Source organism: Nitrincola nitratireducens (genome assembly GCF_000585235.1).
Classification (GTDB): Bacteria; Pseudomonadota; Gammaproteobacteria; order Pseudomonadales; family Balneatricaceae; genus Nitrincola; species Nitrincola alkalisediminis.
The window spans coordinates 18,779-33,087 of record NZ_AONB01000022.1; the positions used below are offsets into that span (position 1 = coordinate 18,779).

The window sequence follows — 14,309 nt, forward strand, 5'->3', positions numbered from 1 at the left end:
ACATTTATACTGCCTTATTCATTATCCAAGAGTTCACTCCATGTTACAGATATACAATACTCTGACTCGAACAAAAGCACCCTTTACGCCTTTACAAGAAGGTAAAATTGGCATGTATGTGTGTGGTGTGACAGTCTACGATTATTGTCATATTGGTCATGCACGGGTGATGGTGTCGTTTGATGTCATGACGCGCTTTTTGCGTTGGCAAGGATGGGACGTCAATTACGTCCGCAATATTACCGATGTTGATGACAAAATTATGAAGCGCGCAGCAGAACGAGGCGAGTCTGTTGAGTCATTAACCCATCGCATGATTGCCGCCATGCATGAAGACGAAAAAGCATTGTTTGTTGAGCGGCCTGATCATGAACCGCGTGTGACCGGAAATATGGACAACATCATCGCTTTTATTGAGCGCTTGATTGCAAAAGACTACGCCTATGCGGCGTCCAATGGCGATGTCTATTACCGCGTTGAGAAGTTTGAAGGCTATGGCAAGCTCAGTGGTCAACAAACTGAAGAGTTGCGTTCGGGTGCAAGAGTTGAAGTGGGGGATGTTAAAGAAAGCCCCTTAGACTTCGTGCTTTGGAAGGCTGCTAAGCCCGGTGAAGAGTGCTGGTCATCGCCTTGGGGTGATGGGCGTCCTGGTTGGCATATCGAATGCTCCGCAATGTCACTCTGCTGCATTGGCAAGACGCTTGATATTCATGGCGGGGGGCCTGATCTTCCGTTTCCGCACCATGAAAACGAAATAGCTCAGTCGGAGGCGGCGAATGGCTGTACCTATGCGAACTATTGGATGCATGCAGGCCCTGTTAGAGTGAATCAGGAAAAAATGTCTAAGTCATTGAACAACTTTTTCACGATTCGTGAGGTTTTGAAAGACTATAATCCTGAAGTGGTTCGGTATTTTCTGACGAGTGCTCATTATCGCAGCTATATTGATTACTCTGAATCAAGCCTAAAAGAAGCACGCTCTGCGCTTGAGCGTTTTTATCAAGCCTTACAGGGGATTGATACACGTGTGGTTGCCGATAGTGTGGCGCCTGAATATGAGCAGCGTTTCGTTGATGCAATGGAAGACGACTTCAACACACCGAAGGCGTTAGCGTCTTATTTGATTTAGTCAATGAGTTGAATACGCACAAGCGATTAGGTGTGGCACAGGCGGCACCCTATGCCGCTGAATTAAAACGTTTGGCAAATGTACTGGGTCTTCTCCAGCAAGATCCAGACGCTTTTTTGAAAGGTGCTGATAAAGAGGGGATGATTTCTGCAGAGGAAATCCAAGCCCAAATCGAGGCACGTAATCAAGCGAGGCAACAAAAAGACTTTGCCGGTGCGGATGAGATACGACAAGCTTTGCTGGCGCAAGGTGTTGTGCTAAAAGACAGTCGTGAAGGAACCACTTGGTACCGTGAATCTGAGTAATGCCTGATCGTCTGCTTCCTAGAAAACGCCCAAGTTTACGCTTGGGCGTTTTTTTATGCTCTATGCCTCCCTTTTTGACTGAAGCCAATCTTTGATAGGGAATAGTTGTTGACAATTCATTAATGATAACGATAATGGTTGTTATTAGTGTTAAGGAGGAGTGTATGGCATTATCAGGAAATAAGTCTGTCGATTCGACAGCGGGAGTTGTGAGTCCTTTATTGTCAAAGGTCACAGCAGTCAAGAGAATAAACAGTAAAGAGCTTTTATCAGAGCAAGGTCGTTTAGAGATCGAGCATGACACTGAGATCTATCGCTTAACTCGAACCAAAAACGGCAAGCTTATATTAACCAAGTAAAAGCGATGTGCTCAGTTGTAAAGAGTTGTTGTATCCCGCACGTTCAGCCAGCCACCTAACGCCCCCAGGCAGCCAGCTTCGCGGATAACATCCATGATGTGTCCTCGGAGAATATTGATAGGCTGCTCATCCCGATAGAATCCTTCCGGATAACGATATGAGACTTGCCCGTGAATACCATCCGGTTTGAATTTGTATTTATATCCGTTAGGAACTCTGTATGCGTACGTCCCATCATTTTCCAAAGAAGTTGCTTGTTTTATCCGTGAGTTTATCCGTGTCCACTTGGGCGCTAGGTCAGGGAGTGACGAACTTAAAAGAAATAACCGTTACGGCCTCGCATACAGAGCAAGATGTGCTTGATGTTGCCAACACATTAACGGTGATGACAACAGACGATATCGAGCGGCTGCAAGCATCGGATATTAAAGACTTACTTCGCTACGAAGCGGGAGTCTCTGTCAAAGCGCAACCTATGCGTTCGGGTGCGGCGTTAAGCAGTATTGGTCGTGGAGGTAACGAAGGGATCAATATTCGGGGGCTTGAAGGGAATCAGGTCATGTTGCAAACCGATGGTGTGCGACTTCCGGCGATTTATACCTTTGGACCTATGCTGACTGGACGAGGCGATTATTTAGAGCCTGAAGGGTATAAGCGAGTCGAGGTGCTTAGGGGGCCAAGCTCAACCTTATACGGTAGTGAGGGTTTAGCGGGTGCTGTAAGTTTTGTCACGAAAGATCCTGTTGATTTGCTGACATTAGGGAAGGACCAACAAGTCACTCTTCGGGCAGGCTATGCGTCTGAAGATAAAAGCTATTTTGTCACTCCCGCTTTCGCTGGCCGAAATGAAAAGCTTGCCGGCATGTTATTGTTTACAGCGCGTGATGGGGAGGGGCTCAAAAACCAAGGCTCTATTGAAGGTACGGGAAATGCAAGAACCTTACCGAACCCTCAGGATAAGTCGGCTGAATATTGGCTATCTAAACTCGTGTACGATGTGACGGATGAGCATCAAATTAAGCTGACAGCCGAGAAAATTAATCGGCTAACGGCCACGGATGTGCTTACAGGAGTGACGGGTACGACCACGGGTTTAACTGCCAATGATCGTGTGCGTCGTGATCTTTACAAGACTGACTATGTCTATCAGTCTGAGTTGAATCCTTGGTTGCAATATGCACGGGTGAGTGCGTATCAACAAGACTCAAGCAATCGTCAGTTTAGCGATGAACGAAGAAGTATTGGAGATAGGACGCGTGACAACGCGTATTCGGAACAGATACGCGGCCTTAATGCAGTTATGGAGACCAATATCGAGGGGCAGGTAAGTCATCGTATTAACTATGGCGTTGACTTTTCTGTTACAGATATAAGTGCTTTACGCAATGGCGATCCTGCAGGAACCAGTTTTCCTGATAAGCCATTTCCAGATACAGATTACAGGTTGTTAGGTGTTTTTGTTCAAGATGAAATGAGTGTCGGTCGGCTGAGTATCATACCGGGGTTACGTTATGACTCCTACAAGCTGTCCCCTAGTTCGAATGATCCCTTGTACCGCGCTTATCGCCAGTTGAGCTTTCAGACAGTGCACTTTCTGCCAAAATGGGCCTGGTCTGGAAACAAGCCCCACTGATGAATTGGTTTGCACAATACTCTGAGGGTTTTCGTGCACCCACGCCGGGTGATGTGAACAGTGGCTTTACGAACTTAAGCAGTCCATTTTTTGCCTATAGAACGATTGCCAATCCTGATTTGAAACCAGAAAGCAGTAAGATGTATGAAGTGGGGCTGCGTGGTCGAGATGAAACACTTAACTATAGCGTTAGTCTTTTCCGCTCAGACTATAAAAACTTTATCGAAAATGCTGAAGTGTCTGGCACAGGGAGGCCTTCTGATCCTCTAACCTATCAAAGTGTGAATCGCGATGGTGTAGAAGTGACGGGTATTGAAGCCAGTTTGCGTTGGAAATATCACCCAAATTGGGCTCTGTCAGGCACCTATGCTAAGCATCGTGGCCATCGTAAGGAAGACGGTGAGAAGGTGAACTTGGATACAATCGACCCGGCGAAGCTAGTGGCTGGTTTGCATTTTGATAACGGGCGCTATGGGTCTGAGTTGATTATGACGCATGTTGAAGCCAAAAGACGAAATTCCAGAGCGGATGGATTTAATCCAGGTCGCTATACAACGTTCGACTTGTTGGGTAGTTATCAGTTGAGCCGCAATGCATCCTTACAGGCGGGTATTTTTAATCTAACCGATGAGAGTTATACCCATTGGGCAGATGTTCGCAGCCTTAATGCCGATAGTCAGGTCGTTGATGCGTTTACTCAGCCTGGGCGTAACTTCAAAGTCAGTTTTACCTATCAGTTTTAGAGAGACTGAAGAGGGCGAGGGTAACCTTGCCCTCAATTTACTAACAAAGGTGATGTATGAGTTCTGAATTAACGCTATCGGATCGTATTAGCGAACTTTTAGCCTCGCAGCCAATGATTCGACCTGTGGAAATGGCAAGGCAGCTAGGTGTGTCGGAGTGGGAGATTGTTAGCCAGTTTGGTGCCGATGAGTTTGTGGCTTTGCCCGGTCTAATGGCGCAGTCCATTCTGGAGAGTATCTCAGATTGGGGTAAGGTGACCACAATAATAGAGGTAAAGGGGTTTGTCTTTGAATTCAAAGACGCTTTTCCCAAGGGCAAGCTTGGTTTTGGCTATTACAACCTGCAAGGAGGTGGTGGCGGTTTGGAAGGGCATTTAAAACTTGATGCCGTAACGGATATTGCCTTGTTGAGCCGACCATTAAGGGGAAAAGAGACACATGCCATTTTATTTTACGCAGAGGATGGTGCATGTATTTTTAAAATCTATTTGGGGAGAGATGATAAAGGAGATATTTTCACTCATCAAATCGCCGCTTTTCATGCGTTGAAGGAAGGTCAGAATGTTGCTTAATAATCGTTTAACAAAACAGCTTCCGATGATGCTTTGTGCTGTATTGGTCAGTTTGAATGTGTATTCAGACTCGTACCAAAAAATTGTCTCGGTTGATGGGTCCATCACTGAAATTCTGTATGCACTAGAACAGCAGCATCGCTTGGTTGGGCGAGACACGACGAGCATTTGGCCAGAAGCGGCCAAAGAGTTGCCTGATGTTGGCTACATGAGACAACTGTCTTCTGAAGGCTTGTTGTCTTTGCAGCCGGATTTAATTTTAGTCACGGCTGACGCTCAACCTCAATCTGTGCTTGATCAATTAAAAGCAGCGGGTGTTAATGTTCATATAATCGAGAATGATTACTCTTTGCAAGGTGTTCAACAAAAGATCCTATCGGTTGCACGCATTGTTGAACAATATGAAAAGGGTGTTGAACTGGTTGCATCGCTAGACGCCGAGATGATGCGAATACAGAATACAATTAAAGCGCAGCACCAAGAACCTGTTAGCGCTATTTTTGTGTTGGGTATTCGAAATGGCAGCATGATGGTTGCGGGCAGTGGCAGCCGAGCGGATGCGTTGTTGCGAATGGCAGGTTTGCATAATCCATTTTCAGATCAGGTTCAAAATTACCAATCAGTATCCGCAGAAGCACTGATACAGGCGAATCCTGACATTATCATCACCATGTCTCAAGGTGCCGACATGGGGGGTGGTATTGAGCAAGTTCTGCAGGATCCTGCCATACGTTTGACACGCGCTGGCAAGCAGAAAAATGTCTTAGTTGTCGATGCACGACTTCTGAGTTTTGGACCAGACTTGCCCGCTCAAATTGAAGATCTGTATCAACAAGTCAATCTAAATTCTTCTAATAACAAAAAGTTACTCGATAGGTTGGCTGCATGGAACGAATAATCACGTCACAGAAATATGCGGCGTATGGTTTGTTGATTGCTTTGATGGTGACATTAAGTCTGTCTTTAACTCAAGGTGCGATCTCGCTCAATATATGGCAAGTCTTGGGGGTTTTAACAGGATCAATTGACGATGCCTTTGCACGCCTAGTCGTTCTGGATATTCGGCTTCCACGGGTTTTGTTAGGCGCTATTGTTGGTGCTGGGTTGGCAATTGCTGGGGCATCAATGCAAGGCTTGTTTCGCAATCCTTTAGCGGATCCTGGCTTGGTTGGTGTTTCCAGCGGGGCTGCCTTGGCCGCCATTTTAGTGATTGTTCTGGGTGGAACCTACCTCAAACAATGGATGAGTTTTTGGGGGTATTTTGCATTGCCGCTAGCAGCGTTTATGGGAGGTGTGCTCGTTACTTGGGTTATCTATAAAGTGGCAACTTTTCAAGGACGAACCGATATTGCGACCATGCTGCTTGCGGGCGTTGCAATTAATGCCATTACGGGTGCGATTTCGGGTGTTTTGACCTATTACGCTTCGGATGAGGCACTGCGTAGCTTAACCTTCTGGTCCATGGGATCTTTAGCCAGTGCATCTTGGGTAGACGTTGCCATGGCAGGAATCCCAATTTTGGTTGCTTGCTGTTGTTTGCCATTTTTTTCCCGTGCCTTGAATGCATTTCTTATGGGTGAAACCGTGAGCCATCATATGGGCTTTAATGTAAAACGTATGAAACAGATTGTGATTGCATTGACGGCATTGGCTGTTGGCTCGGCGGTGGCGGTCAGTGGCGTGATAGGCTTTGTTGGATTGGTGGCACCGCATTTAGTCCGCTTGCTCACAGGGCCTGATCACCGTTGGGTTCTGCCGTTGAGTGCCATGATGGGCGCAGTATTGGTGGTGCTGTCCGATGTGGTCGCACGTCTTTTGATCGCACCTGCCGAATTGCCGATCGGGTTAGTGATGGCATCCGTTGGTGGGCCTTTTTTCTTAGGTCTTCTGTTAAAGCAAAGAGCAAAATCGGGGTTCTAATATGTTGTGTGCAAATCAACTGTGCTTATCAATCGGCGAAAAGGTCATATTGGATGATGTTGGTTTGACGCTGCAGCCAGGCGAAATGTTGGCTGTGCTCGGCCCAAACGGAGCGGGTAAGTCAACCTTGCTAAAAGCGCTCAGTGGCGATATTCCTGAACTCGCGCACTCTATTTCGCTTAATGGTAAGCGCTTGAAGCATTGGACTCCCGCATCTTTGGCTCAGTATCGAGCCGTTATGCCACAGTTTGTGCAACTCACCTTTGCGTTTTCGGTCGAAGAGGTGATTGAGACCAGTTTACGTCACCCTATGCCAAGCGCATTACGAAATACACATATCCAGCAGATGTTGTCACTTTTTGACGCTGAACACCTGCGCCACCGCAACTATTTGTCGTTATCCGGTGGTGAGCAACAGCGTGTGCAATTGGCCAGAGTCATTTCGCAATTAGAAACACTTCCGATTCAAGAACCCCAATATCTGTTCCTTGATGAATGCACGTCGAGCCTTGATTTAACCCACCAGCATCAAGTGTTTCAAGTGCTCAAAAACATGGCTAAAGAAAAAAATCGTGCGGTGTTGGTTATTCTCCATGATTTGAACCTTGCGGCTCAATACGCAGATCGTATCCTGCTGATGAAGGCGGGTCGCGGTGTTGCGTTAGGAGGGGTGAAAGAGGTGCTGGATGCAACTCAATTAACCGAGGTATATGAGTATCCAATAGACGTTATTGAACATCCCGGTGGATGGCCTTTGGTCATCCCAGCTCACTATTCGTTGGTTGCATAAATTTTAATATAGGTAAATGTAGATGAATGATACAACAGCAAAACTACAAGAACGTCTAGAGCCGGAAATTAGAGACTTTCGAGACAGTTGTAAAACCCTACTGATGGCAACACTGAATGACGATCATCAGCCCAATGTAAGTTATGCTCCCTTTGTTCTTATGGAAAATGGTTACTACATATTGGTGAGTGATATTGCACGTCATGGTCAGAATTTACAGGTGTGCCCAAATGTATCCATTATGTTGATTGCCGATGAAAACGATTCTCGCCAAATATACGCACGCAAACGTTTAACCTTTGATGCTGTAGCAGAGGAGATCAAACGTGATACCTCGCAATGGTCGCAAGTCATTGAGGCACTTTCGCAGCGCCATGGCGAGATCGTCGTGAACTTGTCGCAATTGGGTGATTTCCGCTTATATCGACTCATGCCAAAGCAAGGATTGTATGTAAAAGGGTTTGGTCAAGCCTATCAAGTATCCGGTGATGATCTTGTCAGTTTCGTTCACCTAAAAGAAGGCCATCAGCGCAAAGTGTCTTAATCGACGAGGTGCGTTGTCAATCAGAAGATAACGTACCTTACCCCCCCCTGTTTCATCTTTTCTAATTAAGTTCCGTGCCGTTACAAATTTATTTGTAAAGTTATGTTAAGTAATGGCTATTATCAGTAAACATGTTTAGAATCTTGAAATGAACGATAAGCATTATCAATACGTATAAATTTATTGTTAGTTTCGAAATTTTAGAATACCTGCTGGTATAATGGAGTTCTTTCGTGAGTCAATTTAAGCTAAAAGCACTGGTTGTAGCCGTGGCATCTACAGCAAGCCTCGTTTCAGCTAACTCAGATGTACGTTTAGAGAGCATGGTGATAACAGCATCCGGTTTTGAGCAAAAAATTACCGATGCCCCCGCCAGTATTTCTGTTGTATCTCGTGAAGATTTGGAACAAAAGAATTATTCAAACATCGCTGAAGCCTTGAAAGACGTGGAAGGCATTGATGTATTGGGTAATACTGGTAAAACGGGTGGGCTCAATATCAGCATTCGAGGAATGCCATCCGAATACACTTTAATTCTCATTGATGGTCGCAGACAAGGCGCAGCCGGTAATATTACTCCGAATGGATTTGGTGAAATGTCGACCAGCTTCATCCCTCCCGTGAATGCCATTGAGCGGATAGAGGTAATTCGTGGTCCAATGTCAACGCTTTATGGCTCGGATGCAATTGGCGGCGTGGTCAACATTATTACGCGAAAAGTGGGTGACGAGTGGACGGGCTCATTAACTCAAGAAGTCACGCTTCAGGAAGAGTCTGAGTTTGGGGACAGCCGTAAAACCAGCTTTTACACCAGTGGCCCTTTGATTGAAGGACGGCTTGGTTTGACCCTCAGAGGCAGTTACTTTGAACGCGACGATTACAATTTGACCGCGCAGGGTGTTGCTGGGCAGACTATCCAGCTTAACTCTCGTGGTCAGAGCAAGGTTGAAGGAAAAATCTCCAGTTTTGGTGGACGCTTGGATCTGTTGGCACACGAGAATCATGACGTGTGGTTTGATTTTGACCTTTCGCGCCAAAAATACGACAACGGTGATCCTAGTAATCGTAAACTGAGTGCGAACGATACGCCAACCAACTGGAGAGGTTACGCCGATGATCTGCGCCATGATCGAGATCAATTTACGATTGGCCACACCAGTCGTATCGGTCAGGGCACCCTAGAGTCCAGTTTGATGCACAATCAAACTGAAACGATTGGTCGTACGATACCCGGAAATCCTAACAATCCAAGCAATACAGGCATTCCTGGGAAGAATGTTAAAGATGCGCGTGAGCTTGAGTCCACCAATATTGTATTTGATACCAAATACATGCAGGCCATCGGTGACAGCCATTTTTTAACGGTGGGTGGTCAGTATTGGGATGCTGAAATGATAGATGGTGTGGCGCCCAATAAGTTTACTCAGAAAGATTGGTCATTGTTTGCTGAGAACGAATGGGCCGTGATGGATCAGTTGTTAGTAACGCTGGGTGCGCGCTACAATCACAATGAGTTCTTTGGTGGACATATTACGCCTCGAGCATATGCCGTTTACAGTCTTGATGATAACTGGACCGTAAAAGGAGGAATTAGCACTGGGTATAAAACACCGAATGTTGATGATTTATATGCTGGTGTAAATGGAATATCCGGTCAGGGTACGATCGCAACGGTTGGTAACCCCAGTTTAAACCCTGAAAAAAGCACCAATGGAGAGTTGGGGCTCTATTACCAACAAGACAATGGTTTTAGCGCAAATGCCACTGTGTTCCAAAGTCGTTTAAAAGACCGATTCAGCAGCACAACACGCTATAATTGCAACTATACAGGTAGCACCAACCCGATTAATCCCCCCCCGGCTGATTGCTATAATCTAGTCGGCTTTGATAATCAACGTACAGTGGGCTGGACTGAGAACTTAAATAGGGCGCAATCTGAAGGTATAGAGTTGGCGGCACGACTGCCGATTGCCGATAATTGGAATCTGTCACTTAACTATACCTATACCGAAACTGAAATTGAGGATGCAACAGGTCAGGTCGTCGGGAAGCTCAGTGACACGCCTCGTCATATGGCCAATGCGCGCCTCAACTGGCAAGCAACCCCTAAAGCCAACCTTTGGTTAAATGCGAGTTATCGTGGAGAAAGCCGTCGCTTTAATACCCTGCCAGCTGCTGGTACCGATGATCTGGCGCTCTATGAAGCCGTTGGCGACATCAAAGCTTATAGCCTCTTTGATTTAGGTGGCAGTTATCAATTGACTAAAAATCTTCGTTTTAGCGGAACCATCGAAAACCTGTTAAACAAAGATTTTAGATCCTACAAGCCATTTGCTTGCTCAACAGGAACCTGTTACGCAAGTGAGTACAGTCATCAGACCGCATCAACGAAAGGCGCTGTTTTAGATGGCCGCCGTTTGTGGTTGTCCGCCAATTTGACTTTTTAATGTCAAAAAACTTCAACGTGTAGACTTTTCATAGCCGCCCGAATAGGGCGGTTTTTTTGAAAACCTTTATAAAATAATCACAATAAACTGTCGATGAGAATCCTTTGAATTCTGTATTAACTCCGAAAGGAAATTATCCATGAAACGATTCCATCACTCCCTTCTCTTTATGTCCATATCCGTTGCGGCTGGCAGTGTGTATGCAAATCAAGATGTTCGATTAGACAGCCTTGTTATTTCCGCATCAGGGTTTGAACAAAAAATAACCGATGCTCCCGCCAGTATTTCAGTGATTACGAAGGAAGATTTGGCATCAAAACCTTATATGACGTTGTTGGATGCGGTTCGTGATGTCGAGGGTATTGATGTTGGAGAAACATCAGATAAAACGGGCCAAGGCAGTATCAGTATGCGCGGTATGGGCTCGGACTATACCTTGATATTGATTAACGGCAAACGTCAAAACAATGTGGGTGATCTTTATCCGAACAGCTTCGGAGGCAATCAGTTTAACCACATACCTCCATTAGATACGATTGAGCGTATAGAAGTTATTCGTGGACCTATGTCGACCTTATATGGAGCGGATGCCATGGGTGGGGTCATTAACATTATCACTAAACGTGTGTCAGATGAATGGACGGGCTCTATAACCCACAGTCGTACATACGAAACGAACAAAGACTTTGGCAATGACACGACCACTGATTTTAGTGTCAGCGGCCCGTTAATTGAAAATGTTTTGGGTTTGTCTGTACGCGGTAGTTACTATGATCGAGATCAGTCAAATCCGACCTATGCGTCCGTTACGGCTCCAGATGGAACGGTATTTAATCGCACCTCAGGCTTTGGCGGAGGAGGGCGTACAGTTGACAATAACAACTGGACGGGTGGTTTAACCCTTGCTTTTAAGCCCCATGAAAAACACGATATTATTTTTGATTACGATACCTCGGTTCAGAGATACGATAATGACTCCAGTCAGTTAGGTACACTAGACAGCTTAGAGACTGTTTGGCGTGCATCACGTGGTCGCGTGCAGCCACGGGTAGGCTATGTCGATAATCAAGAATTTACACGCGATCAATGGTCGATCACTCATGAAGCAGAGTGGGGTGATATTAATAGTGATATTAGTTTCTCCTATGTGAAGACAAATAATAATGGCCGTACGCTTCCATTTACTGTTGAAGAGCGTGGGCGTCTTCAAGATCTATGGGATGCAGCTGGTGGAAATTTAAATAATCTGACAGAGGTGCAGCGTGCAGAATTGGATGCATTTTTGCCTCGTCCAGCGCGCGTGATGGAAACACGTCAAAAAACACTGGATGTTAAGTTTGATACTGTACAGGGTGATCATTGGCTTATTTTTGGTGGTCAGTATATAGATGCTGAACAAGAAGACGGTGTGTTTGGTATGTACGGTGATGGATTCCGTTCAGGAACGGTGCAGCCCCATAAACAGTGGGCACTCTTTGTCGAAGATAACTGGGATGTCCTAGAAGATGTGACGTTAACAGGTGGTGTTCGTTATGACAATCACAACGTGTTCGGCAGTCAGGTCAGTCCACGTGCCTATGGTGTCTGGAACCTAGCATCTGATTGGACGTTAAAAGGTGGTGTGAGCACGGGCTACAAGACGCCTAAAACCAGTGATTTATTTTCTGGAATTACAGGCTTTGGTGGTCAGGGAACCAGCCCGTTTGTCGGTTCGCCTGATTTGCAGCCAGAGACGAGTATCAATAGTGAGCTTGCCATTTATTGGGACACACCACAAGGTCACAATTTTAATGCAACCGTGTTTGCCAATAAGTTTAAAGACAAAATTGCCCGTGGAGACAGTATTCCAAACTGTGAAGTTGCCTCGCCCGGAGAGCGTTGCGCAAATATTGGTGAGGGTTGGGCAGATTTAGGTTTCACAAGCTTTTCGCAACAGTTTAATATCGATCGCGTGGATATTCGTGGTTTAGAGTTGGCAGGACGCTATAAAATCACACCTCAGTTAACCTTACGTGGAAATTACACCTATACAGACTCTGAGCAAAAGAGTGGTCCGCAAGAAGGCCGTCCTTTAAACAATACTGCCAAACATATGCTCAACACCACACTGGATTGGCAGGTTAATTCGGCGTTAAATCTATATTTAACAATGGAAGCTCGTTCTAAGCGCTACCGCAGTTGGGACACGGCCAACGACGTTGCGCTTTTCTACAAGGATTATGAAGTATTCCACTTAGGGGGAAGTTATAAGTTCAATAAGAACTTAACACTACAAGCGCGGGTGAATAACCTCTTAGATGAGGACTTTACCAGCTATCAGACAAGCTTCACACAGAATGCTGACGGTAGTTATTCGGCCACTTATAGAGATGATTACAATATTAAAGCGAAGTCTCGAAACTTCTGGTTAAGTATGAATTATCGCTTCTGATTTTAATCCCACATTTTTTAAAGCCGCCATGCTCTTTATATTGAGCATGGCGGCTTTTTTGGTTTTAACCTGTATAAAGCAATGTAAAGACATGTAAAGTCAGGGAATTTACATTGTGAAGGAGGTGTCACTACTTGATAATAGGCATCTTCAATTGACTTGGAATGATAAAGGTTATGGTGAGAAAGAAGCGTAAATCTAAGGCCTGGTTGTTTATCTGGGTTGCTTTATTGCTGGGTGGAGCGCTCATTGGAGGATACTATTGGACGCAAAGTCAGAATGGCCAAGCTCAGCAGGTCACTGTATCCGTGACGCGTGGAAATATTGAAAATGTCGTGACTGCGACTGGACGTTTACAACCCAGCAATTATGTAGATGTTGGCGCTCAGGTGTCTGGGCAACTCACACATATTCATGTTGAAGTAGGTGATTTTGTTGAAGAAGGGCAGTTGTTGGCTGAAATCGATCCGACGGTTTTGAGTGCGGGTGTCGATGCAATCCGAGCTCAGCTTCGTAATCAGCGGGCGCAACTCGAAGATCGAGAAGCCTCACTTACCTTAGCTGACCTTCAGTATAAACGTCAGCAAAACCTGATGACAACACGTGCTACTTCTCAAGAATCACTGCAAATAGCTGAAGCGACTTTGCGCTCAGCGCGTGCTCAAGTCAGTGCCATTAAAGCACAAATTGAACAGACAGAGTCAACCTTGAGAGCGGAAGAGGCGAACTTAAACTACGCCAAGATTTATGCACCTATGAGCGGCACTGTTGTATCCATTTCGGCTCGTCAGGGTCAGACCTTAAATGCCAATCAGCAGGCACCTGTTATTTTACAAATTGCTGATTTATCTGTTATGACGGTTCAGGCTCAAGTGTCCGAGGCTGATATTAGTCGTTTACGCGATGACATGCCCGCGTATTTCACGACCTTAGGCAACCCTCTGCAGCGTTGGTATGGACACTTACGTCGTATTGAGCCAACGCCTGTTGTCGAGAGCAATGTGGTCCTCTACAACGCTTTATTTGATGTTGAAAATGTTCAAGGTCGTTTAATGCCACAAATGACCGCTCAGGTATTTTTTGTGATTGCGTCGGCTGAAAATGTATTGCAGTTGCCTATTTCCGCACTTCAATACAGAAATGAGGGCGCTAGGCCTGAGTCAGCAAGGCAGTCTTCTAACTCTGAAGGTCGCCCTTCACAAACGAGAGAGAGGCAGGCAACTGTGTTGCGGCTAAATGAGCAGGGGGGAGTTGATGAGTTAGAGGTGAAAGTCGGTGTCACCAATCGCGTGAATGCACAGATCATGGACGGAGTACTTAGTGAAGGAGATCAGGTTCTTTTACAGATAAATCGATCGGCTGCACGATCGAATATGAATGCGTCCGCTGGACCGTCCATGGGGCCGATGAATGCCGCGCAACCACGTATGAGGTAG

General features: G+C 45.7%; 11 protein-coding genes and 1 pseudogene. All 12 read left to right on the top strand.

Annotated features, from left to right (window positions below; translation table 11 throughout):
* The first annotated feature begins 40 nt into the window (after positions 1-40).
* The 12 genes and pseudogenes from cysS to D791_RS15670 all read left to right on the top strand — a co-directional run bounded on the left by cysS (position 41) and on the right by D791_RS15670 (position 14,309).
* Positions 41-1,434, top strand: a pseudogene (gene cysS / locus D791_RS15620) (cysteine--tRNA ligase).
* A 164-nt stretch (positions 1,435-1,598) separates the two neighbouring features.
* Complete coding sequence (gene hemP / locus D791_RS15625) at positions 1,599-1,793, top strand: hemin uptake protein HemP (protein ID WP_036513621.1); 195 nt, start codon at positions 1,599-1,601, stop codon at positions 1,791-1,793.
* Between the two features lie 220 nt (positions 1,794-2,013).
* Complete coding sequence (locus D791_RS19255) at positions 2,014-3,426, top strand: TonB-dependent receptor plug domain-containing protein (RefSeq protein ID WP_051514615.1); 1,413 nt, start codon at positions 2,014-2,016, stop codon at positions 3,424-3,426.
* A complete protein-coding gene (locus D791_RS19260) occupies positions 3,426-4,169 on the top strand; it encodes a TonB-dependent receptor domain-containing protein (protein WP_051514616.1) in 744 nt (247 codons plus the stop codon). The genes D791_RS19255 and D791_RS19260 overlap by 1 nt, the downstream gene beginning before the upstream one ends.
* A gap of 56 nt (positions 4,170-4,225) precedes the next feature.
* Positions 4,226-4,741, top strand: coding sequence for a heme utilization cystosolic carrier protein HutX (gene hutX / locus D791_RS15635; RefSeq protein ID WP_036513622.1), 516 nt, complete (start codon positions 4,226-4,228; stop codon positions 4,739-4,741).
* Positions 4,731-5,639, top strand: a complete 909-nt coding sequence (locus D791_RS15640; protein ID WP_051514617.1) for a heme/hemin ABC transporter substrate-binding protein — start codon at positions 4,731-4,733, stop codon at positions 5,637-5,639. Before hutX ends, D791_RS15640 begins: the two co-directional genes overlap by 11 nt.
* Positions 5,627-6,661: a FecCD family ABC transporter permease gene (locus D791_RS15645; protein ID WP_202806892.1), complete on the top strand. Its 1,035-nt coding sequence runs from the start codon at positions 5,627-5,629 to the stop codon at positions 6,659-6,661. The genes D791_RS15640 and D791_RS15645 overlap by 13 nt, the downstream gene beginning before the upstream one ends.
* Before the next feature lies 1 nt (position 6,662).
* Positions 6,663-7,451 (top strand): heme ABC transporter ATP-binding protein, encoded by a 789-nt coding sequence (locus D791_RS15650; protein ID WP_036513624.1) that lies wholly within the window; start codon positions 6,663-6,665, stop codon positions 7,449-7,451.
* 22 nt (positions 7,452-7,473) lie between these two features.
* Complete coding sequence (gene hutZ, locus D791_RS15655) at positions 7,474-7,995, top strand: heme utilization protein HutZ (RefSeq protein WP_036513627.1); 522 nt, start codon at positions 7,474-7,476, stop codon at positions 7,993-7,995.
* A gap of 233 nt (positions 7,996-8,228) precedes the next feature.
* Complete coding sequence (locus D791_RS15660; RefSeq protein WP_036513629.1) at positions 8,229-10,442, top strand: TonB-dependent receptor domain-containing protein; 2,214 nt, start codon at positions 8,229-8,231, stop codon at positions 10,440-10,442.
* Between the two features lie 139 nt (positions 10,443-10,581).
* Positions 10,582-12,873 (top strand): TonB-dependent receptor domain-containing protein, encoded by a 2,292-nt coding sequence (locus tag D791_RS15665; protein ID WP_036513630.1) that lies wholly within the window; start codon positions 10,582-10,584, stop codon positions 12,871-12,873.
* A 176-nt stretch (positions 12,874-13,049) separates the two neighbouring features.
* Entirely contained in the window at positions 13,050-14,309 is a 1,260-nt protein-coding gene (locus D791_RS15670; protein ID WP_202806893.1) for an efflux RND transporter periplasmic adaptor subunit, read from the top strand.